We start from the raw sequence: 24,132 nt of genomic DNA, 5'->3' as shown, positions 1-24,132 counted from the left end.
GGTGGAAAAACAGATATTGTCTGATTACAATTGCCAAGTCATTCATACAAGTCCTGAGTACCAGACAAATCTCGGTTTCAACACCCCTACAAACAGAATCCTAACATCCATGTGTTCGCCTGAACGTTTGTTGTATATCATTAGATATGGTATTGCCTATGTCCGTATGGAGCGTGAGGTGGATGGAAAGATAGAATCTACCGACCAAAAGCATATCATGCGTTACCAACAATTGTTTGCATCGTTAGCTATTCGCCAAAAACTGGCAGAGGGGGTGAAATCTGGCGTAGTCTGGCATACGCAAGGTAGTGGTAAAACCGCCTTGTCATACTATCTGACTTATATTCTTAACGATTTCTATTCCAAACAAAATAAGGTTGCCAAATTCTATTTTATAGTAGACCGCCTTGACCTTTTGGAACAAGCCACACAAGAGTTTGAAGCTCGTGGGTTGGTAGTATCTACCGCCAATACAAGAGCCGAACTTATGGAGCAGTTCCGCAGTAATCAAGCGCAACAAGGTGTAAGCGGACAAGCTGAAATCACGGTTGTAAACATACAACGCTTTGCAGAGGATAAGGAAAAAGTACGCATCAGTGATTATGCAACCAATCTTCAACGCATTTTCATTCTTGACGAGGCGCACCGTGGATATAAGCCCGGTGGCTGCTTTCTTGCCAACCTCTTTGATGCCGATACCGATGCTGTTAAAATCGCACTTACGGGTACACCGCTGTTAAAGGAGGAACGCGCCAGTTGCAAGGTGTTTGGTAACTATCTGCACACCTATTACTACGATAAATCTATTGCCGATGGCTACACGCTGAAAATCATACGTGAGGATATAGAAACTTCCTACAAAGAGCGTTTGTCTGATGTGTACGACAAACTGGAAACCCTTGTACAAAAGAAAGACATTCGTAAGTCGGAAATCATAGAGCATCCAAGTTATGTAAGCGAGTTAGCCCGTTACATTATGACAGACTTAAAAGAGTTTCGCAAGATACAAGGAGATGATACTTTAGGCGGTATGGTCATTTGTGAAACCAGCGAACAGGCAAGGCGGCTTTATGATGTATTCCAAGAAGAATGGCAGAAGTATCAGCCGAAGCCCATCAAGATAAAACTTTCCGATGGTTCGTATGTAGTGGGTGAACCGGAAGTGGATTACAAATCAAAATACAGACCGCTGAAAGCCGGAATCATTCTTCACGATACGGATGACAAAGAAACTCGTAAGCAGATAGTCAAAGACTTCAAGAAAAATATGACAGTGGATATTCTCATTGTCTTTAATATGCTTTTGACTGGTTTTGATGCGCCACGCTTGAAACGCCTGTATTTCGGGCGCAAACTGAAAGACCACAATCTGCTTCAAGCCATAACACGTGTAAACCGTCCTTATCCGGGTATGCGTTACGGTTTTGTTATTGACTTTGCCGACATCAAGCGCAACTTCAAGGAAACCAACGAAGCATATTTGCAAGAGCTGAACCGCTTTAATGATGTGGACGAGACTGGCGAATCCGCTGCTACCGACACCTTTACCCAAGTTATTGAGGACAAGGAAGAGATATTGAATCAGATGAAGAAAGTTCGGCAAACGCTCTTCAATTACACATACGACAATGCGGAAGAGTTTTCTTCTGAAATCTCCACCGAAGAGGATAAGGCTGTATTGCTCGACCTCAAACAGGCATTGGAGTCAGCCAAAAACATGGCGAATATCGTGCGTACATTCGGGGATGACGAAATGAAAGAGCAATTTGCCAAACTCGAAATCACCAAGTTGCCACAACTGCTCTCTGAGGTGCAAAGACGGATAAGTATCATCAATCAGAAAGAGGCTTTCAATACAAACGAGGAAACGAAAACCCTAATTAATGAGGCAATGATGGATATAGAGTTCACTTTCTCCAAAATAGGACAAGAGGAAATGCGCCTTATATCCGGTGGTGTGGAATTGAAAGAAAAATGGCAGCGTACCATTTCTTCGTTTACCCAAAACTTCGACCAAGACGACCCGGAGTTCATTTCGTTGCGTGAAGCCTTTATGGAACGCTTCAAGGAACACGGTTTTGTGATTGACACGATAGCTAAGTTCAACGAGGAAACACAGGCTTTGGATGAAATCATCGGTCGTTTGCAAGACCTACAAAAGCGCAACAATGTCTTGTTGAAAAAGTACAAGGGCGATGAAAAATTTGCCCGTGTACACAAGCGCATACGTGAAGTGAACAAGCAAAGGGAAGATCAAGGACAGAAACCTATGTTCTCTTTTTTTGACGAAGAGATTGCAGCCATCCTCAATATTATAAAAGAAGATGTTGATGCCAAAGTGTATGATCGTAACGACATTCTGAAAAAGGATGCTTATTTCGGGCGCACGGTGATGGCTCTCATTAATGGATGTCTGTTTCATTTTCCGCAAATCAAGCCGGAAATGGACGATTACAAGTTCATCCAAACACGCATTTCACAACAATATATCAACCAATATAACGCCACTTATGGCATTGCATAAAGATTATGTCAGATATTAAAGAAAAAACATTAAGACTCATCGACGGGCTTAAAGCCACCTGCCAATCATACGGTATGGGAAACGATGGTAACGAATATAAGATTATCACTCAGGTGTTTCTCTATAAATTCCTGAATGACAAATTCGGTTATGAACTGAAAAATGCGAAAAGCGAGATTGCCAAGCAACTGACAGGAAACGTAAAATGGGAAACGGCATACGAAAATCTTTCTGCCGATGAGCGTATGCTTATTCAGAGTGCCATTTCGCCCGATGTCCCGATGCTCGAACCGTATCATTTGATTGCCAATCTTTGGAACCAGCAGGGAAAAGGTGATTTTGACACCATTTTCGATTCTACAATGACAGATATAGCGGAGCTGAATGCAGATATATTCTCCACGCAGACCACTGCCAACACGAAGATTCCATTGTTCGAGGCATTGACACCGTTTGTGACCGATTCGGCACAACGTGCGCCATTTGCCCGTGCTTTGGTGGATAAGCTCGTGAATTTCTCTTTTGAAGAAGCGTTTGCACAGAATTACGACTTTTTCTCCAGTATCTTTGAATATCTGATAAAAGACTATAATACAGCCGGCGGCGGTAAATATGCGGAATACTATACCCCCCACGCCATTGCCACGATTATGGCTCGTCTGTTGGTGGGTGATAATGCCGACCTGCATAGCATGGAGTGTTACGACCCATCGGCAGGAACAGGTACATTGCTTATGGCACTCAGTCATCAAATAGGTGAAGACCGTTGTACCATTTTCTCGCAAGATATATCCCAGCGAAGCAACAAAATGCTGAAATTGAACCTATTGCTCAACGGACTTGTATCTTCGCTTGACAATGCCATTCAAGGAGATACGCTTGTAAGCCCTTATCACAAGAGCGATGACGGACAACAGTTGCGCCAGTTTGATTTTGTGGTGAGCAATCCGCCTTTCAAGATGGACTTTTCAGATACCAGAGAGAAGATTGCTGCCATGCCAGCCCGTTTTTGGGCAGGAGTCCCCAATGTGCCTGCCAAAAAAAAAGAATCAATGGCAATATACACCTGTTTCATACAGCACGTTATCAATTCGCTGAAAAAGACAGGTAAAGGTGCGATTGTTATCCCTACTGGTTTTATTACAGCCAAAAGTGGCATTGAGAACAAAATTCTTCATAAAATTGTAGATGACAAAGTGGTATTTGGCTGTGTTTCTATGCCAAGCAACGTGTTTGCCAATACAGGTACCAATGTAAGTGTTCTTTTCTTTGATAAATCGGCATCTTCGGATAAGGTTATCCTGATTGACGCAAGCAAATTAGGAGAGGAGTACAAAGATGCCAACGGACTTAAGAAAGTACGTCTAAACGATGACGAGATAGAACGTATTGTTACGACATTCTTGAACAAAGAGGCTGTTGATGATTTCTCTGTCGCTGTAACCTACGATGAAATTAAGGAAAAGGGATATTCTCTTTCTGCTGGTCAATACTTTGATATTAAGATTGACTATGTGGATATTACAGAAGAGGAGTTTAACCAGCGAATGAATGACTACAAACAGACTTTAACTCAACAATTTGAAGAAAGTCATCGTCTGGAGACTGAGATAATGAAACAACTGAATAGTCTGAAGTTTAACAACTAAAATATATAAATCGCATAATATGGGACAGTTATATAATATATATTGTGATGAAAGTTGTCATTTGGAGCACGATAACGAAAGTGCAATGACAATTGGTGGTGTGTGGTGCCCTCAAAATAAAAAAGACGAGATTTTCCATCGCATACGTGAAATAAAAGAGGAGCATGGTCTAAGTAAGAACTTCGAAATAAAATGGAATAAGGTATCACCGGGACAATTAGATTTCTATATGGATATTATCAATTATTTCTTTGATAATAGCGACCTTCATTTCCGCGTGTTGGTTATCCCTGATAAGCAGAATTTAAAACACGAATTGTTCAATCAAACACACGATGACTTTTACTACAAGATGTATTTCAATATGCTCAAAACACTTTTTGAGCCAGATTGTGAATATAACATATATATAGATATAAAAGATACACGAGGACAGCGTAAGGTAGAAAAACTTCATGAAGTTTTATGTAACAATCATTATGATTTTGACCGCAACCTAATAAAAAAAGTACAGCAGGTAAGGTCAGAAGAAGTAGAATTAGTTGCATTGGCTGATTTGCTAATAGGAGCTTTATCATATATTCATAGAGGGAAAAACTCCAGTGAAGCAAAGCTAAAATTGATTGATCGAATTAAATCAAGAAGTGGCTATAATTTGATGGCCAGCACCCTCTATCGTGAGAATAAATTTAACATATTTGTTTGGAAAAGTGGATATGGGAAATAATGAATATTTTTATCTGCCTGACCTTATCGAATTGAGTGAGTTCGGTGGAGACTTTCATAAATATCTTGAAGCCGTATATGAGTGCTTCAAGCAGGACTTTATCGCCAAACGTCCTGTGTTTAGAGGAATTAGATTGGGATTGAAGAAATATCCATTGTCGCAAGATAAAGAGGCTACTTTTTGGCATATGACTTCAGAGGGTGAAGATGAAGCGACTAGAGAACCCGATTTGAGACGTATGGAGAGAATCAAATGGCCCGCTCCAATGATAAACCAATCTGAACACCCTTATTTGAAGGTGTGGGAGAATACTCGCGGCAACAAAACAAATGTTCTCATCTTTCACGAAGATGAGGGCTACTTAGTAGTATTACGAAAAGCAAAAGACTATATTTTGCCTTGGACTGCCTACTTGGTAACTTATAAATCTCGAAAGGAAAAATTGTTGAGAGAATATGAAATGTATATAAAAAGCAAGGAGCGATAAAAATATCGCCCCCGTTTCTCCTTCAACACATGGTTGCTGAGATGGTGCAAAGATAATGCTTTTTATATGCATTTCCAAGATTTTCCCGCACTTTTAACGATTTTATGGCTAAATTGTTTCAAAAAACGTGCAAAATGACCAATATAGATAAGCAGACAGAGGATAATTTTCAGGAAAGAATTATAGAAATGGCAAAGGCTTTATCAGACCTTCAAGACCGGGCTGTGATTGAATACACTCCGTTAGTTGATGATATATGCAGTAGAAAAGCAACAAAGGACGAGGTGGATCACTTGCTTACTTGGATGTTTGACTTCGTAGAAAATGAACGTATGCTTCTACTTTTCAAGAAAGTATGTCGTGCATATTTTTATACATATCCGGAAACTATTGCTTTCTATATCATGGAGTACCGTAAAGAGTATGACAGGGAGAGCCTAAAGGGTACAAAATACGAATACTTGTTAGAGGAGGATAAAAAACTATATGAAGAATAGTAAAGACAAGAAGGTATGATAGATTACGATAAATTAAATGAGCACATGCTAGAGATAGCCAAGAATACTGATGGAGGAATAAAGCTATCTGCATTTATGATTGACCAACTATTAGGTGGCTGTCAAAAGATTTCCGAGAAATCATTGCATGAGGGAATTGAGTTTGCTATTGCAAAACAAAAAAGAGAAATTGAAAGTATGCCATATGCTAGCAAAGAGCAGAAGGATTCTGAAAAGAGTAGAAGAGAATTGATACTCAAATTATGCGAGGAACAAATGAAAACTTTTCTAAAGAGCCCAAATAGGTTGCTATAATGAATGATATCTCGCCACGTTATTTAATGAGTATAGTTCAAAATATCAATGACCGTTTATTTGAATTATACAAAGGGTATGACGATGTGACCAATTATCTAGAAAAATGGCATATCGTGTACGATTGTTATGGAGATAACGAGAACTTCTATTTCTACTATAAAGATGAAGAGAGAAAGAAACTTGATGTAAAGAAAACGCTCCATAATATTGATGGTGAAACTCTTCTGAAAATAGCAATAGATTTGGGAGTAGAAACACCAGACTACATTCCATGTATTCCTGTTTTCAAAAATGAGCTAAAATCTAGTTACGAAACGGCTAGTCAAACCTTTGAAAAAGCCTTCAAAAATGTAGAAGAAGATCCAAGCTTAGCTATTGGATTAGCGAATTCTGCATTAGAAAGCATTATAAAAGAAATTCTCAAAGATGATAGAATTAATGTTGTGTGGGATGAAAAGAACACGCTTTACAGTTTGATTAAGAGTATTACTAAGGCGTTTAAATTAACTACAGAAGTAGGAATGCCAGATGAAATTAAAACAATCTCTACGTCTTTAGTTGGTGCTTGCAAAGCTATCGAGGATTTAAGAAGTGGAAAAACTATCTTTCATGGCAAGATGGATACTAATTATCTTATTTCAGAACCATTATATGCTTACCTCGTAGTTAATGCTGTATCTACCGTCGGTCTATTTTTACTTAACTTTTACAAGAAAAAGTATCCACCGATTATTCAACCGACCATAGATGTAGATGATTTACCTTTTTAAGAACGAAATATGAAGAAATATAAATTAGGAGAAATAGCAGACTTTAACGTAAAAGCAATCAGTAAATCTGACTCATTACAAGAAATAATTTACCTAGATACTAGTAGTATTACAGAAAATGTAATATCTGATACTATTATTATCAACATAGAAGATGCTCCAAGCCGTGCTCAGCGTAGAGTGAAAAACAATACAATTATATACTCAACCGTTCGTCCCCGATTAAAGCATTATGGTATATTAAATAATCCACAAACTAATTTTATTGTATCAACAGGTTTTGTTACCATAGATCTTAAAGAGCAATACAAACAAATTATAGATCCTAGATATCTGTATTTATTATTAACACAATCAACCATAACAGAATATATCGGAAATATTGCAGATACAGCTGTTTCTGCATATCCTTCTATCAATCCAGCTGATATCTCATCATTATCTTTCAATTTTCCGAGTTTTGATTTGCAGAAATCTGTTGCAGATATCTGGGAGAATTATGATAAGAAGATTGTCCTTAATCGTCAGATAAATCAGAATTTACCGACACTTGATCGTTCATCAGAAGTGGTAAAAGTTCGTTGCGCTGCTTAATCAACTCTTCACATTCTACTTTTATTTGCTTCATTTTGTAAAATATCGGAGCTATAGTTTTATCGAATCTTTTGAGTAAATCTTTATTGGGCTTTATCATTGTTAAGTTATAAAGAGTTGAAGCTGTCATGCTTGGCACACCTGTTCCAGAATCCCATCTTGTAAAATCAATGTCTTTGATGGCAAAGAAAATATATTTAGCACAATGCGGAATTTTCATTTCAGAATAAAACATTGTATCAACAGTCCAAAAGGCTTCATCAATATACATGATGTTGTTTAATGTCCCCTTTCTTGGCATTAAAACCGACTCTCCTCTATATAAGCTTTCTTTTACTCTACGCATTTCTCCACCACTACCATAAACAGGATATAAACCTTCTGCTAAATGCTTGTGGTCACGTCCATTTTTGATAGTTAGGAAATACTCTAATGTACAATTATCCCATCCTTCGGGAATTTCTCGCTTCAACTTCTCATTCCAAACCATCTTGCCTCCACTAGATTTATACGGTTTCCCCTCCTCATTCGGGAAGTCAAATTGCACAAACCAATAATCGTAAAGTTGCTTTGCCATCGCCTCTAAATTCTGATTTATCTGACGATTGATAATGATTTTCTTGTCAAGTGTTTGAAGAATTTGGGCAATTTTTGTTTGTTTTTCAATATTTGGCAAGAAAATTTTTAGTCCGTAATAGTTGTCAAATGTCATACTCGGAACTCCGGTTCCCGAATCTAAATTGCTCAAATCCAATAGAGACAAATATCGATACAAATAATAGGGATTTGCTAAGTTTGTATTCACTTCAGTGTAATATAGTGTATCTACAGTCCAAAATGGCACATCGCAATATTGGATATTATCCAATGTTCCCTTACGAGGTAACAAGACACTTGGCTTATCGTAAAGAAATTTGTCAACATAGCGCATAATGCCCCCACTTCCAAGAACAGGGTATTTCCCGTTTGAAAGCATCTTGTGGCCTTTGCCATTTTTTATTTTTACTAAATCTGAAAGCCTGTAAGATTGCATATCCTTTTCCATTTGAGGGGCAAAGTTACGCATTTTTAGGCAGATTTTTGTGATTCAGTTATCCCAAATACTTCTTATGAGCCAACTTTACATTGTTTTGATTCACAATGGCATAATGCAGTGTGGTGTCAATGCGTACATGGCCAAGCAGACGTTGAACCTGTTCGATGGGCATACCTTTGTCAATGGCCATTGTAGCAAGGGTTCGCCGAAACTTGTGAGGATGAACTTTTGGCATAGAAAGGGATTGACCTAATTTTCTGATTCTGACTTCCACGCCGCTGATAGTCAGTCGTGAATGTGGCGAATTGAGGGAAACAAATAAAGCTGGATTGTTGTCTGTTCGCTCATTAAGGTATTGTTGCAAATGTAGTTTTGTACGGGCGTTGAAGTAAACTACACGCTCCTTGTTGCCTTTTCCGAATACCACACATTGACGCTCATGGAAATCTATATCCTCACGATTCAGTTTGACCAACTCACCCACACGAATGCCTGTAGATGCCAGAATATCTATAATGGCAAGGTCTCTTTTGTTCGTACAACAGTCACGAAGCTGCTCTAATTGCTCGTCCGAGAGTACCTCCTTTACCAGAGAATCAGTCTTTACCTTATGGATTCGTCTAACAGGGCTTTTTGCGATATAGTCTTCATCTTCCAACCATGCAAAGAAGCTGGAGAAGATGCGCCTCATATTGTCAATGGTTACTTTGCTTGATTGATGTTCTTCTTGATAATCGGATAGATAGGAGCGAATGTCTGTTGTACTGATGTGGCAAATAGCCAAAGAGAGCGTAACCAATAACCGCTCAATGGTATTGCGGTAGTAAGCCAGAGTTTTGTCTGAACATCCCTCTATCTTTTTGGCTGATATAAAGGAGCTAAGAAGATGCTCATTCTCTTGCGTTTGCTGTGTGGCGCAATCGCTTTTTTCTATGATTTCTACATTATGCAGTTCTGATGCAAGCACGGCTTTAAGTCGTGCCATTTGTCGGCAATCCAAGTCACGCTGCATTTCCGCAACTATCGCCTGAATGATGTTCTCTTTCATAATTCTGATATTTTTGTCCTTATATATAATATAAGAGGCTGCTAAATCAGAATTTACCGATACCTGACCGTTCATATAATTACAGGTCGTAATCTAAAAGCATTTTCATTTACTTCCATTTGGTACAACCTAATTTGCGGATTTAGTTCCTTGCGAACATATTGGATTATTTTTTCTTTCTCTGTTTGTTCTATATTGACACCAAAATAGATAGACTCAAAGCATTCGCCTTTCAGTGGTATATAGTGGCGTATCTCACGCCAATCCCATATTTCCTTTGTCAGCTTTGCTTGTTGAGGAGTAAATGCTGCATATATTGGACTTGGTTTTGGTATGACTAATCTAACCTCCTGCTCATATTCCCATTCCTTTGCTTTTGTCCGCCATTGATAACTGAATAAATCTTTTGTGGTATGATACGCGTTAGGACGCTCTATTATATCCTGATATTGAACATCAAGAACAAGCGGTTCAAGATATATTGTACCAAACATTGGCGGAACAGATTCCATCACTTTGTCTATGTCAAGTCCTATACAAATACCTTTATGGTTATAACAATAATGACTCCACATTAGTAATGAATTATTAACTTTCGACAAGCTGCATAACCATGTATCATTGCGCAAATTGAGGGCGTCATTTTCTTCTTTCTCTATCCACCAATCCTTTGGTATCCATCCTTGAAGTTCAGTGTCCGGCACATTTGAGTAGTCAATTAATTTTGGATGACAATCGAAAGGGTCATTCAGTTGAGACGCATTAGTGAATTGAAGGTCTTGATTTCCAATCATGCACTTTGCGCCAACTATATCTAAATATTTGTAGAGTATGCGAGACATTTTTATTCTATTGTTATTTGTCCATTCATTAAAAGTGGTAAAAGTTCGTCACGCTGCTTGATAAGATTTGAGATTTCCTCTTGCAACTTCACTACCTGCTTAAAGATTGGTGATATAAGTTTCTCAAATTTATCCGCAATATCTTTATTATCAGGTATGGCGATTGTGCTTTGTTGTAAATGGTCTTGCGTAATATGTCCCATCGTTGTTTTCCTTGCTTCTGCCATTTTCTTGAATACATCGACATAATCCAAAAGTTGAAAATAGTAGAATGACTTCGGGAAATCATTTGCAGATGTAACCTTAAAGATATGCTGATTAAGTCCTCCAAGCCCATAAGCCCAGAGCATAACTTCCAGTGATGCCGACCATGAAAATAGCACATCACCATTATATACCTTTACTGATTCTGGTATATTTGACGTTACCTCTTCAGTGTCAATAGAAATACCATCGTGCATTTCTCGTATCTTGATAACAGGCAATGGCACTTCATCAGCCTTTGGTCTGAATTTCTGACAAGCCAACCCATTTGTAAAAACAGCAATTTCAGAGAGGTTCCCACAATGCCAGCCAACAGGAATGTTGCGTTTCAGCTTATCATTCCAAACCATTTCTCCACCGCTTGACTTATACGGCTTCCCCTCCTCATTCGGGAAATCAAACTGCACGAACCAATAGTCATAGAGTTGTTTTGCCATCGCCTCTAAATTCTGATTTAGCGAAATGTATAAGTGAAATTGGGATAGTCGCAATAATTCGCAACTATCCCAACTCTTTATTGAAATATTGGAGATTAGTGATAATATACAAATGCAGAATCACCTTCTCCTATAACTTTTCTTCTCATTCAGCTTCTTTACCGCTCCTATCGCAAACATCAAACACCTTCTCCGATACGCCTCTTCCTCCTCATCAGGTCTTCGGCCATCCCAAGGAAGATCAGAGGTCGAGCCTCCACTACAGGAAGAAATTGATACAGGCTGGCCACCGATGAGTGCATCGGCGACGGCAAAAATCAGATTGCGAACCGATGGTATAGCCAACTGATCAAACAGCATATTCAATTCAGATTCCAAACTTTCGTTTGTGTCAGAAAGGGATTTGTTATCCCGTCTCAGCTGATAAAGCTCCCCATAATCTGCCAGTACATTACGCTGTGCTGCTTCAACCTGCCGTGCCGCATCATTTCTGTACAGGGATTCTATTTTGCGGACAATATCAGTAAACTGTTTAGCTATATACTGGTTCTGACGCTCAACCCATTTATCGCTACCGAACAAAGGTACTTTCTCGGTAATCTGTGGTGGCGTGAAATCAACCTTGTGGTTACGAAACGGCTGGACAACCGAACGGGCTTTTGTCGCATCTGCGGTCAGCCGTTCCAGTTCCTGCTCCTTTACGTGGAGTTTGTCGGTCTTGTCTTCAAGTTTGGTCTGATACTCTGCAATGAGCTCCTGTATATCCGCTTTCTGCGCTTCATACCTGTCGAGCGTAATCTTACCTGAAGCCAGTTCCTTGTCCGCCTCTTCAAGTTGCAGCCTATAACTGAAAATTCTTGATTCCAGATTCCGCATCATGGATTGAAGTCCCTTGACGGCTTTCTCCGCCTGTTTCGCCTCCTTGGTCAGCTTGCGGATATAGTCGCGTTTGTTCAGATGCTGTACATTACGCCCGTCAATACTGTCCCCACGTTCAAGACCGTATTTGCTGCCAACCTCGTCATATAGGGAAGTGTGCATCTCTTTCAATATCCGGCCATATTCATAGCGGTCTTTCCCGAACTTTGCCGACCACATCACACTCTCCCGTCCGCTTTTTGGGCGGATACCGACCGGAACAATCAGAGCGTGAATATGCGGACTGCTCTCGTCAATATGCACCTGAAAACCGACAATGTTTTTCTGTCCGTATCTGTTGGAGCACCAGTCATAGACATCCTTCGCCCAATTCTCGATTTCCTCGCAACGGTGCAGGTGGCTGTTGTCCGCACCTTTCTCCAGATTGACGGACTGATTCCCGAAAGCCATTTCAAGCGTCCGGTCATGGTTTCCTCCGAAGACAAACTTAGCGCAACAGTTCGGTTGGATTTTGCTGTCCGCCTTGAACGGCTTCCAACCCAATTCGTCCAGCCGTTCTTGCAGACGGACTTCAAGCGATTTCTCCTGATAACCCAACGGATGTATCTTTCCGTCAGGACCGATCTCGAAATTCAATTTCATTCTGGTCCTGTCGTAGTGGTTGGTCGGATCCTGATTCTTTCTGTCAATCTTGTCATCGTTCCAACGTCTTTCATTTTCATTGGCCTCTGCCGTGCCGAATGATTTGCCGGCTTCGACGTGCATAGCTTGTTTTATATCTGTATTCATATAGGTATTCTTTTTATAAATGATTTATGTTTGAGCTTGCTCACTCCGAACCGGATTCTGCCGGATGCCGGAGGAACTTTATTGCTGTCAGGCAAAAAGTCCTTATTGTGTTATGGACTTTCTTATAAATTCCCGAAGTAAGACTTCGGATTACTCCACCAATGCCAGATCCAGTCCGTCAATGAGCAACTGCAAAGCAGGGTTACGCTGTATCATCAGTTGAAGTATTTGACGTTTGGACGGTGAAAAGAGAAAGAAATCTGCAATGTCCAACCCTTGACTGCGTTGTTCTTCAGTAGCTGTACGTTCTAGAATGTCAGAGACAGTAACCTTTTTACAAATGCCAGATAATAAAGCGGACTTCGCGTTCCATTGTTCGGTTGCTCCTAAATCAGGGATGAGAGTAACCTCCCTGCCTTTGAGAACCTGCATAGCTTCACTGTTGAAACAACCGTTCTTTCCACCTGTTGCCAGCCATATATAATCGGGGATAAAATGACTCATTACAACAGCGGTCTTTTCACTTTCCACCAGCATTACCGGAGACGATGAATTTTTCAGAAGATGTTCTCCAAACAGACATTGCTTCAAATGAAAATCCTGCAACTTCAACTCGGAATGCGCCCAGCTGACAAAAGCCTTAGGCTCTTTAACCCGATGGCCTGTCTCAGCATTATAGCACATTACCTTGCCGGTTCTTACCTGTCCATTTATATCTGTCTGCCAGAAAACCGCCGCGCCTCCCCATTTTGAAGACGTCCCGATGCGATACATTCCAAACAATCTGGTTGTCTCATCTTCACCAAATACATGACAGAAATACTGATATAAAGGGTTGATTGAATAATGCGACAGACTCCTTAACACATAAGATAACGGAATATGCGAAGGGACAATACAAACTGGAGTTTTATTTATCAACTTATAAGAGGCATATTGGAGTGACTTGCCAGCATTCTCATTCATTTCAAACACATCAGGGTTATTCTTAAAGTATTCCTTAGGTGTATAGTGGTAGCCACAACTGTTCTCATGGTCACACTTTCCGACATTCCCGGGAAAGATAATGCTGCCCTGTTCATCAACATACCTGACAAAACATCGGCTTTTACCACACTCCGGACAAGTAGTCTTGCTTCCGAACCTATATTTCTGTAAATGGAATCTGTATTCACTCATGGTTCTCTGATTTTAGTGTGGTTGCACTATGCACTTTTGCACTTTGAGCAGATTGCACGGTATCTTGGCAAGAAGAAAGTGCAATAGTGCAAGGTGCATCAGTGTTTTCCGTCATAAGCTTGCGATAGGCTCCATGCTGAAGTTTTTCTATAACAGGGTGCTGAAGCCGACACAATTGGTCAAGCGCATAATAGACAGTACGTCTGGACATATCAACTTTTCTACCAGCAATAACAGCATCCCCGGAAGTAAACCTATCTTCCAATAAGGATAGCCAAGCTTCCTTTGTTTCACCGATACTGTTCATGACAATGGTTTCCCGAATTCTCTCGTATGTTTCCTCATAATAATCAATCATACGGATTGCAGCTTTCACAGAATCCAACTCCACGTATTGCATATCTCCTTCATCAGTAGCCCATTTCATCACCTGAAACAATAGGGTAAGACGCGCGACATGCCCGTTGAGTTTCATCTTGCGACTTTCAACATCGGCATCGTCCTCAATAGCATTTACAGCATCGATAATTCCATTATACCACTCGTAAAAACATTCTTCCGCATCGTCAGACATTGTAAGAATCCGGGGATTTAACGTTGCACCTTTATCATCAAGAACGCAAGGGATACTGAAGATTCTGTTGATTATTGTCCTCCATTGATTCATGATGTCAGGACGGACTGTATTCCGTTCTTCTCGTCTCCATCCCGATATCTTCCTGTTTTTGGGATAGACAAACAGAAAACGGTCAAGCAATCCGTTGGCAAGGAACTCTGCACGGAAGACTTCCTGCAGCATATTTGTCTGTACTGAACCGATGACATTTATACATGGATTCTTGATTAGAACAGGACGAGATTCTGATTTGCGGATAATCTTTAACGGCTGTCCGCTATAAGCTGTCAACAGGTCTTCAATGAGGTTGTTCTTGCTGTTGTACCTTTTGACGGAATTGAACAAAGCCAGAATTTCATCAACTACCAATGTTATCCCACGTTGATTATGCTGATGAATATTCATCATCGCCTCTGGAGTAGAGTCATAAATGACTGTCGTTACAAAATTCGGTTTCTTGAGCAACTGTTCTTCCCTGTCACTTCCGTGCTTGCCTGCCGACATGGATCTTTCATATTCGTCGCATTCCTCGTTATATTTCTCATGCAGCCGGTCATCATACTCATTAATAGGCTTATATATAAAACCGAGAGGAGGGGTTTTCCCAAGCCCAGGACGACCGACCAACATCATATAAAGGGATGGGCAAGTTTTCCACTCGCCCTTTATACGGATATGACAAGAGTTGCCTATTGCAGTAGCAACAGCAGAAAGAACAATAGACGCAGTATATTCCACATTGAAATTTTCGTATCTGGCAAGGTTCAGGATAATCTCCTGTATCTTGTCCGGGAAGGCATCCAACGGAAGACCTGTTTCCGGAATGCCTTCCACTTCAGAACGAAGCATGTTGGTCAAATGAATGGTGTCAAACATAGCCACCTCCTTCCTGCTTTGGAAGTTCATCGCCAATAGCGAAAGCTTCATAATGGAAACGACGCAGAAAGTGGTCCACGTCTTCCTGCGTGTACCAGTATTTATCACCTTCACGCGAGTAGCCGAGATAGCCGTTGTCTCGCAACTTTTTCAGATACTTTTCTTTGATGTTCAATTTCTCCATCAAAGACTTGTTGTCATAGAGACAGCACCCACCTGTCTTACTTGGAGGTGGTAATTGCAACTGTTTTTCTACTATGCCGAGAATCTTCTCAAGCAATTCCCTCTCACATAGATTTTTCTCTCCATCTAATTTCTTAGCCATAGTTTTTCGTATTATGGCTTAACCTTCCTGATGCACACTCGGACTGTAAGCCGGGTTTATGTTATGGCACGACTGTGCACATCGACCATAACGGCAGCGAAGGTAGAGAGTCATTAGCACTTAGGAAGTTAGGATGGATTAGGCTAATGAATTAGACCGAAGTTAGGATTGTATTAGATAATATTAGAATTGGGAATTAAAGCATTGATTATAAACAAAAAGAGTAGCTATCAAGCTACTCAAAAAACTTATCGATTTCCTTGGATTTTGCAGGAACGACAAGGTCTTTCCTATTCGACCGGGACTGCCCCAAATCAGGCATTTCAAACAAGTGGCTCAGTTCCGTATCAGGAAAGACCCCCAATCTGCCGAATTTCCAGAATGACTTCTCGTCCATATCAGAATATACAGGCTTGTCTCCACAATATATTCGCCCACACATATATGCCAGCAGAACTTTGGAATCATTCCACTTATAATGGGAACCTTTTTCGCTCATATAACCAGTCTCTATCGCTTTCGCAAAAACTTTAACAGCCAGTTCCGTATTCAACATTCCTGTCAAGACAACAGCCCCTTCGTCACATACTGACTGTTCCTCCGAAACAGAGGAATTGCCATTTTGCACCTTTATTTTTCCCTTATTTCCCTCTTTCAGCATTTCAGCGCAAAAGGCAAGAGCCGCACCTGAAATCAATGTTATGATAGTACCCCAAAACGTTGTAGAGCCAGTATTATCTCCATCAATCGGATTTATCACACCGACTCCGACAAGCAATAGCGTACCGGCAAACAAGGTAATTGCACTTGACCAAAGAATCAGCCTTGCATATCTTTTGAAAGCAAAGGACAATGCAAGAACGATAATACAAAGACCTATAACCAAGAATATTATTTGTAGCATAAATATTTCACATTACATAGAAACAAAAACTAATTATCTCAATACCATAAATTCTAAAAATCATATTATTTCAAGCGGAGTTAACTCGTCTTTCAGTCGAGCCACTTCAGCAGACAAGGTTTCCGGCAAGAAACGGGCATAGACTTTCTCTGTTACATCCGTACTACCATGACCAAGCAATCGACTTACTACAGACATTGACAATCCTTTATTCAGGGCAAAGACCGCAAACGAATGTCTGGCCGCATGCATTGAAAGACTGAAAGGTAGCCCAATCTGCTCTCCCACGACCGCCAGCGACTGATTGATACATTTAGTCGCATTATTACGAGCCTTATAAAGAGCCTCCGCATCATCCAAATCCAAAGTTTCTTTCACAAGGTCAAATACATACCGACATCCTGCACGTTTTTCCTGCCATTGTTGCAATATGCGCAATGCAGGTTCAGTCAGAGGAATCACATGACGTTTGTTTGTTTTTATCATAATCTTCCGCAACTTTTTCCGGGCAAAATCGATATGTTTCCATTGCAGGGTCATCACATCCACCACACGAAGTCCGCAAGCGTGGAACGCAAAGAAAAACATTTCTAAAAATTCCCTTCTACGTGGTTCCTGACAGGTTTTGTAATATTCTAAAAGAGCAGACATTTGCTCTTTAGTCAGGCTTTTCCCGTCAAACTCAGCCTCTTCCTCTGAAAGTGAAACTTTTGTAACGATACGCATATCCTGAATCCTTGCATTCACGGCTGGATCTATCATGCTCATTTCACTCGCGTATGCACACGCTTTCAATATCGGTGTCAAGGCATGATTAATTGTCGCATCGCTATTCTGTTTGATTTCTTTGCGCCAAACGATATAACTGTCCAATAGTTCTGGTGTCATATCACCTACATATATTGCGTCCGAACGGTATGTGCCTTGTTTGGTTGCCCGTAAAAAAGCCTGAAAAATGTTCATGCAACTCTTTCCGTTCTCGTATCGGCTTCTACCGATTCTGTTCCTTGAATAATCCGAAGAAAGACGTTCCAATGTGAACTCCACAAAATCTTTTCCCTGATCACGACGTGCAAGAGGCTTGTCTGCAAGAAAACCGGAAACGACATCCGCTGTAATTTGGTTCGGATGTTTTTCGTTATACTCGGCAAGCTGCGAATCTATACGTTCGACACGTGCAAGCAGAAGTTGGTTCAGTCGTTTGAACTCACCACCATAGCTTGCACGGATTTCACCCCGTCCCTGATTGCCGTTCTGATTCCAGTCTGCAACCTTGACAAAGACATTTGTAGTCTTACGGATTATCTGCCTGTTCCAAGTATATTCCAACTCGACAGGATAGGCTTTATCTTTATCAACTTCTTTTGGTGTACGAAGTCGATATTTGCCCAACGGATATAGTCTTTTCGGTCTTCCCATACGCTTTTTCCTCCTTTTAGCAATATTCCTGAGGAGAAACAAAGATATGGAATTTTAGACAAACAAACTCCGTTTTTGAGAAGAAAAACCGCAATTTAGACAAACAAACCGCACTATCAAACACCCTAAAACACCAGCGCGACAAACAAATTTTCATTGTTTATCGCGCTGATATTTAATTGTTTAATCTATTCGAAAAGCGTCAATACTCCTCCTCGTTAAAGAAGAAGTCTTCTTTGCTGGGGTAATCGGGCCAAATATCTTCGATGCATTCGTAGGTTTCCCCCTCGTCTTCCATCTCTTGCAAGTTTTCAATAACTTCGAGAGGCGCCCCGGAACGCATAGCGTAGTCAATCAATTCCTCTTTTGTCGCAGGCCAAGGTGCGTCTTCGAGTTTCGATGCTAATTCTAATGTCCAGTACATAGTGATAAAAATTTAACGTTAAGTCCTCCTATAAAATTTTCGCAAAAGTAATTTATTTATTTTCATTTACAATCTTTATCCCAGAAAATTTCGTCTTGTTTTGCAGTGTAATTGTTAAATCTTGCTAAAACAAAAAAGTAGTCTGACAGACGATTGATGAATTTCATGATGTTTTCATCGACTAAAACTTCTTGAGCTACTTGGCAGATGCGGCGTTCGGCTCGACGGCAAACGGTTCGACAGATGTGTGCTTGGGCGGCAGCGGCGGTTCCGCCGGGTAGGAGGAATGCATGGAGCGGAGGAACGGTCGCATCCAATGTATCGATACGGTCTTCTATCCGAGCGATGTCTTCGGGACAAAGGCGGCTGGCTTCTCGGAGTTGTGTGAAGGACGTGTCGGTGGCGAGATAGGAGCCGATGACAAAGAGTTTATTTTGAATGAAGAGGAGCAGGGCATCGTCTTCGGACCGATTTCCTGTTTGTCGAAGGAGACCTATGTGGGCATTGAGTTCATCGACGGTTCCATAGGCTTCGAGCCTCGGATCGTTTTTGGTGGTACGTTGTCCTCCTACTAACGATGTCGTGCCTTTATCTCCGGTCATTGTGTATAGGTTGCTTTTTTTCATATCTTCGTTTTTGGGTATTAACGGTTATATCGTTCGAGAAGTTCGCAACAGGTTTTGGCATCCGGTACGATGTGGTAAAGATCCGGACGGTCGTATCGCAAGAAATTTTCTTTGCGCAGCAGTTCTATTTGCTGAATCAATGGGTTGAACAGACCTTGTGTGTTACAGATGATAACGGGTTTGTCGTGTGTGCCGAGCATTTTTGTCGTGAGGGCGTCGAAAAGTTCGTCGATAGTCCCTATTCCGCCGGGAAGGGCCACGAGTATGTCGCCTCGCTCGATGAGCAGCCGTTTACGTTCACCCATGCTGTCGGTTGTGACGAGGTCGGTGGGTTGTTGACTGGATCGACCCATTTCGGCGATATGCCGGGTGATGATGCCGAGTACTTGGCTTCCATTGTCGCGGACTTCCTTAGCGACGATTTCCATGAGGCCTCCGTTGGCCCCTCCGTATACTAATGTCTTGTGGTGTGTTCCTATCCATTGTCCTACTGTTTCGGCTTCGTTTTTATATATCGGAGCGACCGTGTCTGATGCAGAACAGAAAATGGTAATGTTTTGCATGTGTTTCTGTTTTTCTTTCAAAGGTAATGAAAATTCGGTATAACTCAATAAACTTGTTTCTCTTCTCGACTTGCACTATTTTTGCATGCTGCGAAAATAGGCTGCGTCTCGGTATAATCAAGTGAACTTGTTCTTACTCTTGACTTGCGCTATCTTTGCACCTCTTTAATACAGGGATATTTTATGGAAGAATTTCAAACACATACTTTACCGAACGGTCTCCGTCTGATTTACCGACCGACGCAATCGGCGGTTTCGTATTGCGGATTTACTGTCAATGCCGGGACTCGCGACGAGGACGAGGGTTACAGCGGATTGGCTCATTTTGTGGAACATACGATTTTTAAGGGGACGACTCATCGGCGTGCTTCGCATATTTTGAACCGCATGGAGGTTGTCGGCGGTGAGTTGAATGCTTATACGTCGAAAGAGGAGACGGTGGTGTATTCTGTTTTCCCCGGCGCTCATCTGGCTCGTGCCATGCAGTTACTCGGCGACCTTGTCGCAGATTCTCAGTTCCCGGAGAGAGAGTTGTGCAAGGAGCGTGAGGTCGTCGTCGACGAGATAAACTCTTATCGGGATACGCCTTCGGAGTTGATTTACGACGAGTTCGAGTCATCTCTTTTCGAGGGGTGTTCTTTGGGCCGGAATATTTTGGGAGACGTGGATTCTTTGACTCGAATCACATCGGACGTCGCCCGTCGTTTCCTGACGGATTATTATACGCCCGAAAATATGGTATTCTTTTTTATGGGTTCGACATCTTTCAATCGGGTGAGGGGGCTGGCGGAGCGCTATTTCGGTCATTTATGCCGTCCTAAGAAAGAGTTGTCTCGTGAGTTGCAACCGTTTGTCGAATCTTTTTCCCGGACGGTGAGCCGTGATACTCATCAGTCGCACGTCATTATAGGGGCGAGGGCGTATGATTTGTTCGACAAACGTCGCCGTCCGTTGCTGTTGTTGAATAATTTATTGGGTGGCCCGGGCATGAACAGCGTGTTGAATGTGAGCCTCCGGGAAAAGAGAGGGTATGTCTATACGGTGGAATCGTCTGTAACTTCGTATACCGATACGGGACTTTTTACAGTTTATTTCGGGACGGATCATCGTTATACTCAGCGATGTATCGATTTGGTGAAGAGGGAGTTGAAAAGGGTTAGAGAGCAAAGGCTTTCGCCGGCAAAGTTGGCTGCGGCCAAACGTCAGTTTATGGGGCAGATAGAGGTTTCTACCGATCATTCGGAGAATGTGGCGTTGGCTTTGGGAAAGAGTTTCCTCCGTTACGGTCGTTTCGATTCTTTGGAGGAGATTGCGTCTTTGATGGAGCGGATTACGGCCGATGATATTTTGGAAGTCGCTAACGAGTTGTTGTCGGAGGATCGTTTGTCTATGTTAATTTATGAGTAAGGCGTGGTTAATTTTTACAATTTCGGGCAGATGAAGTGTGGAGTTTTTGTATATTCGTATTTTCAAATATTATATTTTGAATGAAAATAGGTAATCTCGATTTTGGCAAGTATCCTTTGTTATTGGCTCCGATGGAAGATGTCACGGACGAGTCTTTCCGTTTGATGTGTAAGGAATTCGGAGCCGATATGGTCTACACGGAGTTCGTGTCGAGCGATGCTTTGGTAAGGAATATCAACAGTACCATGCGAAAATTGAGCATACAGGATGCGGAGAGACCTGTCGCCATACAGATTTACGGACGTTTTGTCGATGCGATGGTCGATGCGGCTCGTCGTTGCGAGGAGGCTAATCCCGACGTATTGGATATAAACTTCGGCTGTCCGGTAAAAAAGGTAGCCGGCAAAGGCGCCGGAGCCGGTATGTTGAGGGATATCCCGTTGATGTTGAAAATTACCCGAGCCGTGGTCGATGCCGTGAAAATACCGGTGACGGTAAAAACGAGGTTGGGTTGGGACCATGATTCGAAGATTATCGTCGATTTGGCCGAGCGGTTACAGGATTGCGGCATTGCTGCTTTGACCATACATGGACGTACGCGCAGCCAAATGTATACGGGCGAAGCCGATTGGACTTTGATCGGAGAGGTAAAAAACAATCCTCGCATGCGTATCCCCATTATCGGAAACGGAGATGTGACGACTCTCCAAATTGCCAAAGAGCGATTCGATCGTTACGGGGTCGATGCCGTTATGGTGGGTCGGGCGAGTTTCGGTTGTCCGTGGATTTTCAAGGAGATGAAATATTATTTGGAGACGGGCGAGCTTTTACCTCCTCTTTCGATTCACGAGAAGATGTCGGTTTTGAGGAGGCAGTTGCGTGAAAGTGTGGCTCGGTTGGACGAACGCCGGGGCATATTGCATATTCGCAGACATTTGGCGGCGACGCCGTTGTTTAAAGGCATTCCGAATTTCAGGGATACTCGCATAGCCATGTTACAAGCGAATACGGTCGATGAATTGACTGCTATTCTCGATAAGATAGAATGTGATATTTTACCAGAACAAATATAAAAAAGAGAGATATGAAAAAGGTATGGAGTATATTGGCGGTTTTATCGATGTCTCTTACCGCATTGCAGGCAGTAGAAACTTCTGTGAAACAGCTTTCGGTAGATGATTTTTATAAGATGAAGGTATATAACAATTTCGATGTGTCTTATCGTCAGAGTGCCGATTCGGCCGGTGTTATCGTGATAATGGCATCGACCGAGGATATTTCTCATGTCGAATGTGTATCGAAAAAAGGTCAGTTGACGATTAAGTATAAAGGCTCGTCGGATAAAGAGCAGATGCAGGGTGCTATTATCGTTTATTCCACGGCTTTGGAGTATGTTGAAAATAACGGATTGGGATCGATACAGATTGTTTCGCCTATATCGGGAGCGGCGTTTCAGGCCAAAGTACTGGGAAACGGTTCTATTTCGGCTCCGCAAATCGATTATGGCATTGTGAAAGCATCTGTATTGACCGGCAAAGGAAAAATTTCGCTGACGGGTAAATGCCGAGAAGCTGAGCTTTCTGTGACCGGGGCAGGGCAGATAGAAGCCGATAGATTAACCGCTCGCGATGTAACCTGTCGAATCCGGGGGGTAGGAGTAATCGGGTGTCATGCTACCCAGAAATTGACGGCAAAGGCTACCGGAAACGGTGAAGTGTATTATCGAGGGACCCCCGAAATCAAGAAACTTTCTCTGGGAGAGTTATCTGTCCGTTCGTTGGAGGGAAAATAAGTTGCGAAGGTTTTATTTGTATCGGGCGTGATCGCTTTCTACCAGTGTGAATGCCGAGCCTTTCCCGATCGATTGATAAATGTAGTCTTCGGAAATACGGTCGTATTGAGGGTTGATTTGGAAATGTCCGTCCGGGTCTATTAACCCGTATACTGTGCCGGTTTGTACCACGGCCAAGCCATCGAAAAACGGAAATGCTTTGGAAAATTGCCGTTTTATTTTCCATTCGCCTTTACGGTTTATATAACCCCATTTCCCTCGTATTTTGACAGGGGCCAAGTCTGTGTTTCCAAAAGATTCACTGTCTTCGAATCGTGGTTCGATAAATATGTTTCCTTTGTTGTCGCACCACCCCCATTTTTTATCTTTCTTTATCCGAAAGGTATTCCCGTCGGAGATGAGAGCATCGCATTCGATCGTCCACAGAGTATCGCCTTTGGTATCGATGACTTGAAACAGTCCCGATTTGGCGGACCGGACAACCGCATGCCCTTCTTTTGAGAAAGACTCGGCCGACGAGAATTGCGCCGGTATTCGTTCAATCCCTTTGGAATCGATATACCCCCATAGATTTTGCTCGTTTTTAACTGCGGCAAGACCCGATGAGAGCGGTTTTACATCTTTATAGAGCGGTTTAATAACGGGTGTTCCCGATTTGTCGATAAATCCCCATCGTTCTCCTTTTTTCTCTTTTTGGGCGAAAGCTGCCATTCCTTCACAAAAAATCATGACCTTCGAAGCACGGGTGAGAGTTAGTTGCAGTCTCCCTTTCGTATCTATGGCGCAAGGGGCTTCGTCGGGTCGTACTACCCAAGCCCGGTTTTCGTTGAAGATAGTTGCCCGGGTATATACCGCCGGATATTGAAGTTCACCGGAATCGTCGATATATCCCCATTTTTTATCCGATTGATTGCATATTAGCGCCATATTGTCGTAAAACAGGGAGGCATCGGAATATGCTCCGGTAAAATGCAAATTGTCTCCGTGGTCTATGTATTGACAGGAATCTTCGCTAAACACAGGTATGTATTTGGTATCGGACAGGAAATGAGAATCTTGTCCTCCGCATTGACAAAACAAGAAAATGCATGCAGCAGGTATGAAATGGAAATATTTCATGGCGAATATGTTTATTCACCG

Annotated in this window: 25 protein-coding genes; 11 read left to right on the top strand and 14 right to left on the bottom strand. The window is 41.8% G+C overall.

Annotation, left to right across the window (positions count from 1 at the left end):
* The 8 genes from QVD32_RS03260 to QVD32_RS03225 form a co-directional block, all read left to right on the top strand.
* On the top strand, positions 1-2,524 hold a 2,524-nt coding region (locus QVD32_RS03260; protein ID WP_287710143.1), incomplete at its 5' end, for a DEAD/DEAH box helicase family protein.
* 5 nt (positions 2,525-2,529) lie between these two features.
* Positions 2,530-4,173, top strand: a complete 1,644-nt coding sequence (locus QVD32_RS03255) for an N-6 DNA methylase (protein WP_118687062.1) — start codon at positions 2,530-2,532, stop codon at positions 4,171-4,173.
* Positions 4,174-4,192: 19 nt separating this feature from the next.
* Positions 4,193-4,900 carry a DUF3800 domain-containing protein gene (locus tag QVD32_RS03250; protein WP_118687063.1) on the top strand — a complete coding sequence of 236 codons (708 nt, stop codon included), beginning with the start codon at positions 4,193-4,195 and terminating at the stop codon, positions 4,898-4,900.
* Entirely contained in the window at positions 4,890-5,387 is a 498-nt protein-coding gene (locus QVD32_RS03245; protein WP_118687064.1) for a hypothetical protein, read from the top strand. Before QVD32_RS03250 ends, QVD32_RS03245 begins: the two co-directional genes overlap by 11 nt.
* A gap of 134 nt (positions 5,388-5,521) precedes the next feature.
* Positions 5,522-5,884 carry a hypothetical protein gene (locus QVD32_RS03240; RefSeq protein ID WP_118687065.1) on the top strand — a complete coding sequence of 121 codons (363 nt, stop codon included), beginning with the start codon at positions 5,522-5,524 and terminating at the stop codon, positions 5,882-5,884.
* 15 nt (positions 5,885-5,899) lie between these two features.
* A complete protein-coding gene (locus QVD32_RS03235; protein ID WP_118687066.1) occupies positions 5,900-6,199 on the top strand; it encodes a hypothetical protein in 300 nt (99 codons plus the stop codon).
* Positions 6,199-6,972 (top strand): abortive infection family protein, encoded by a 774-nt coding sequence (locus tag QVD32_RS03230; protein WP_254306441.1) that lies wholly within the window; start codon positions 6,199-6,201, stop codon positions 6,970-6,972. Before QVD32_RS03235 ends, QVD32_RS03230 begins: the two co-directional genes overlap by 1 nt.
* Before the next feature lie 9 nt (positions 6,973-6,981).
* Positions 6,982-7,566: a restriction endonuclease subunit S gene (locus QVD32_RS03225; RefSeq protein WP_278709366.1), complete on the top strand. Its 585-nt coding sequence runs from the start codon at positions 6,982-6,984 to the stop codon at positions 7,564-7,566.
* Here QVD32_RS03225 and QVD32_RS03220 read toward each other — a convergent pair.
* From QVD32_RS03220 to QVD32_RS03160, 13 genes are all read right to left on the bottom strand, one after another.
* Complete coding sequence (locus QVD32_RS03220) at positions 7,490-8,632, bottom strand: restriction endonuclease subunit S (RefSeq protein ID WP_278709368.1); 1,143 nt, start codon at positions 8,630-8,632, stop codon at positions 7,490-7,492. The genes QVD32_RS03225 and QVD32_RS03220 overlap by 77 nt on opposite strands.
* A gap of 25 nt (positions 8,633-8,657) precedes the next feature.
* Entirely contained in the window at positions 8,658-9,650 is a 993-nt protein-coding gene (xerA, locus tag QVD32_RS03215; protein WP_118687070.1) for a site-specific tyrosine recombinase/integron integrase, read from the bottom strand.
* A gap of 71 nt (positions 9,651-9,721) precedes the next feature.
* The gene (locus QVD32_RS03210) at positions 9,722-10,492 is read right to left on the bottom strand and encodes a DUF2971 domain-containing protein (RefSeq protein WP_118687069.1); all 771 of its coding nucleotides are present in this window, start codon (positions 10,490-10,492) and stop codon (positions 9,722-9,724) included.
* 2 nt (positions 10,493-10,494) lie between these two features.
* Positions 10,495-11,193, bottom strand: a complete 699-nt coding sequence (locus tag QVD32_RS03205; protein WP_278709371.1) for a restriction endonuclease subunit S — start codon at positions 11,191-11,193, stop codon at positions 10,495-10,497.
* Positions 11,194-11,313: 120 nt separating this feature from the next.
* Positions 11,314-12,861 carry a MobV family relaxase gene (gene mobV / locus QVD32_RS03200; protein WP_118687071.1) on the bottom strand — a complete coding sequence of 516 codons (1,548 nt, stop codon included), beginning with the start codon at positions 12,859-12,861 and terminating at the stop codon, positions 11,314-11,316.
* Between the two features lie 150 nt (positions 12,862-13,011).
* Positions 13,012-14,040 carry a DUF6371 domain-containing protein gene (locus QVD32_RS03195; RefSeq protein WP_118687072.1) on the bottom strand — a complete coding sequence of 343 codons (1,029 nt, stop codon included), beginning with the start codon at positions 14,038-14,040 and terminating at the stop codon, positions 13,012-13,014.
* The gene (locus QVD32_RS03190) at positions 14,033-15,532 is read right to left on the bottom strand and encodes a DUF3987 domain-containing protein (RefSeq protein WP_118687073.1); all 1,500 of its coding nucleotides are present in this window, start codon (positions 15,530-15,532) and stop codon (positions 14,033-14,035) included. Before QVD32_RS03190 ends, QVD32_RS03195 begins: the two co-directional genes overlap by 8 nt.
* On the bottom strand, positions 15,525-15,857 hold the full coding sequence (locus tag QVD32_RS03185) for a helix-turn-helix domain-containing protein (RefSeq protein ID WP_118687074.1): 333 nt from the start codon (positions 15,855-15,857) through the stop codon (positions 15,525-15,527). The genes QVD32_RS03190 and QVD32_RS03185 overlap by 8 nt, the downstream gene beginning before the upstream one ends.
* Before the next feature lie 235 nt (positions 15,858-16,092).
* Positions 16,093-16,761, bottom strand: coding sequence for a hypothetical protein (locus tag QVD32_RS03180; RefSeq protein ID WP_118687075.1), 669 nt, complete (start codon positions 16,759-16,761; stop codon positions 16,093-16,095).
* Positions 16,762-16,821: 60 nt separating this feature from the next.
* Positions 16,822-18,180 carry a tyrosine-type recombinase/integrase gene (locus QVD32_RS03175; RefSeq protein ID WP_118687076.1) on the bottom strand — a complete coding sequence of 453 codons (1,359 nt, stop codon included), beginning with the start codon at positions 18,178-18,180 and terminating at the stop codon, positions 16,822-16,824.
* A 202-nt stretch (positions 18,181-18,382) separates the two neighbouring features.
* The gene (locus tag QVD32_RS03170; RefSeq protein ID WP_008863178.1) at positions 18,383-18,604 is read right to left on the bottom strand and encodes a DUF2795 domain-containing protein; all 222 of its coding nucleotides are present in this window, start codon (positions 18,602-18,604) and stop codon (positions 18,383-18,385) included.
* 62 nt (positions 18,605-18,666) lie between these two features.
* Complete coding sequence (locus QVD32_RS03165; protein ID WP_040296291.1) at positions 18,667-19,230, bottom strand: cob(I)yrinic acid a,c-diamide adenosyltransferase; 564 nt, start codon at positions 19,228-19,230, stop codon at positions 18,667-18,669.
* A 17-nt stretch (positions 19,231-19,247) separates the two neighbouring features.
* A complete protein-coding gene (locus tag QVD32_RS03160) occupies positions 19,248-19,793 on the bottom strand; it encodes an LOG family protein (RefSeq protein WP_118687077.1) in 546 nt (181 codons plus the stop codon).
* 183 nt (positions 19,794-19,976) lie between these two features.
* On the opposite strand from QVD32_RS03160, the gene QVD32_RS03155 reads away from it, so the two are divergent.
* The 3 genes from QVD32_RS03155 (at position 19,977) to QVD32_RS03145 (ending at position 22,992) form a co-directional block, all read left to right on the top strand.
* Positions 19,977-21,200 (top strand): M16 family metallopeptidase, encoded by a 1,224-nt coding sequence (locus QVD32_RS03155; protein WP_118687078.1) that lies wholly within the window; start codon positions 19,977-19,979, stop codon positions 21,198-21,200.
* 80 nt (positions 21,201-21,280) lie between these two features.
* Positions 21,281-22,273 carry a tRNA dihydrouridine synthase DusB gene (gene dusB / locus QVD32_RS03150; RefSeq protein ID WP_118687079.1) on the top strand — a complete coding sequence of 331 codons (993 nt, stop codon included), beginning with the start codon at positions 21,281-21,283 and terminating at the stop codon, positions 22,271-22,273.
* An 11-nt stretch (positions 22,274-22,284) separates the two neighbouring features.
* The gene (locus tag QVD32_RS03145) at positions 22,285-22,992 is read left to right on the top strand and encodes a GIN domain-containing protein (protein ID WP_008863183.1); all 708 of its coding nucleotides are present in this window, start codon (positions 22,285-22,287) and stop codon (positions 22,990-22,992) included.
* Positions 22,993-23,004: 12 nt separating this feature from the next.
* Here the strand turns inward: QVD32_RS03145 and QVD32_RS03140 are convergent, their stop codons facing one another.
* Positions 23,005-24,111: a WG repeat-containing protein gene (locus QVD32_RS03140; RefSeq protein WP_118687080.1), complete on the bottom strand. Its 1,107-nt coding sequence runs from the start codon at positions 24,109-24,111 to the stop codon at positions 23,005-23,007.
* Positions 24,112-24,132 lie beyond the last annotated feature (21 nt).

It is taken from the genome of Barnesiella sp. (genome assembly GCF_022723415.1).
GTDB classification, from domain to species: Bacteria; Bacteroidota; Bacteroidia; order Bacteroidales; family Barnesiellaceae; genus Barnesiella; species Barnesiella intestinihominis.
This window is presented reverse-complemented; position numbering and strand designations above follow the sequence as displayed.

What these genes read in the sequence shown, in the direction of transcription:
- QVD32_RS03255 (WP_118687062.1), top strand. Translation starts at nt 2,530, where the DNA reads ATGTCAGATATTAAAGAAAAAACATTAAGACTCATCGACGGGCTTAAA.
- QVD32_RS03250 (WP_118687063.1), top strand. Translation starts at nt 4,193, where the DNA reads ATGGGACAGTTATATAATATATATTGTGATGAAAGTTGTCATTTGGAG.
- QVD32_RS03245 (WP_118687064.1), top strand. Translation starts at nt 4,890, where the DNA reads ATGGGAAATAATGAATATTTTTATCTGCCTGACCTTATCGAATTGAGT.
- QVD32_RS03240 (WP_118687065.1), top strand. Translation starts at nt 5,522, where the DNA reads ATGACCAATATAGATAAGCAGACAGAGGATAATTTTCAGGAAAGAATT.
- QVD32_RS03235 (WP_118687066.1), top strand. Translation starts at nt 5,900, where the DNA reads ATGATAGATTACGATAAATTAAATGAGCACATGCTAGAGATAGCCAAG.
- QVD32_RS03230 (WP_254306441.1), top strand. Translation starts at nt 6,199, where the DNA reads ATGAATGATATCTCGCCACGTTATTTAATGAGTATAGTTCAAAATATC.
- QVD32_RS03225 (WP_278709366.1), top strand. Translation starts at nt 6,982, where the DNA reads ATGAAGAAATATAAATTAGGAGAAATAGCAGACTTTAACGTAAAAGCA.
- QVD32_RS03220 (WP_278709368.1), bottom strand. Translation starts at nt 8,632, where the DNA reads ATGCGTAACTTTGCCCCTCAAATGGAAAAGGATATGCAATCTTACAGG.
- xerA (WP_118687070.1), bottom strand. Translation starts at nt 9,650, where the DNA reads ATGAAAGAGAACATCATTCAGGCGATAGTTGCGGAAATGCAGCGTGAC.
- QVD32_RS03210 (WP_118687069.1), bottom strand. Translation starts at nt 10,492, where the DNA reads ATGTCTCGCATACTCTACAAATATTTAGATATAGTTGGCGCAAAGTGC.
- QVD32_RS03205 (WP_278709371.1), bottom strand. Translation starts at nt 11,193, where the DNA reads ATGGCAAAACAACTCTATGACTATTGGTTCGTGCAGTTTGATTTCCCG.
- mobV (WP_118687071.1), bottom strand. Translation starts at nt 12,861, where the DNA reads ATGAATACAGATATAAAACAAGCTATGCACGTCGAAGCCGGCAAATCA.
- QVD32_RS03195 (WP_118687072.1), bottom strand. Translation starts at nt 14,040, where the DNA reads ATGAGTGAATACAGATTCCATTTACAGAAATATAGGTTCGGAAGCAAG.
- QVD32_RS03190 (WP_118687073.1), bottom strand. Translation starts at nt 15,532, where the DNA reads ATGTTTGACACCATTCATTTGACCAACATGCTTCGTTCTGAAGTGGAA.
- QVD32_RS03185 (WP_118687074.1), bottom strand. Translation starts at nt 15,857, where the DNA reads ATGGCTAAGAAATTAGATGGAGAGAAAAATCTATGTGAGAGGGAATTG.
- QVD32_RS03180 (WP_118687075.1), bottom strand. Translation starts at nt 16,761, where the DNA reads ATGCTACAAATAATATTCTTGGTTATAGGTCTTTGTATTATCGTTCTT.
- QVD32_RS03175 (WP_118687076.1), bottom strand. Translation starts at nt 18,180, where the DNA reads ATGGGAAGACCGAAAAGACTATATCCGTTGGGCAAATATCGACTTCGT.
- QVD32_RS03170 (WP_008863178.1), bottom strand. Translation starts at nt 18,604, where the DNA reads ATGTACTGGACATTAGAATTAGCATCGAAACTCGAAGACGCACCTTGG.
- QVD32_RS03165 (WP_040296291.1), bottom strand. Translation starts at nt 19,230, where the DNA reads ATGAAAAAAAGCAACCTATACACAATGACCGGAGATAAAGGCACGACA.
- QVD32_RS03160 (WP_118687077.1), bottom strand. Translation starts at nt 19,793, where the DNA reads ATGCAAAACATTACCATTTTCTGTTCTGCATCAGACACGGTCGCTCCG.
- QVD32_RS03155 (WP_118687078.1), top strand. Translation starts at nt 19,977, where the DNA reads ATGGAAGAATTTCAAACACATACTTTACCGAACGGTCTCCGTCTGATT.
- dusB (WP_118687079.1), top strand. Translation starts at nt 21,281, where the DNA reads ATGAAAATAGGTAATCTCGATTTTGGCAAGTATCCTTTGTTATTGGCT.
- QVD32_RS03145 (WP_008863183.1), top strand. Translation starts at nt 22,285, where the DNA reads ATGAAAAAGGTATGGAGTATATTGGCGGTTTTATCGATGTCTCTTACC.
- QVD32_RS03140 (WP_118687080.1), bottom strand. Translation starts at nt 24,111, where the DNA reads ATGAAATATTTCCATTTCATACCTGCTGCATGCATTTTCTTGTTTTGT.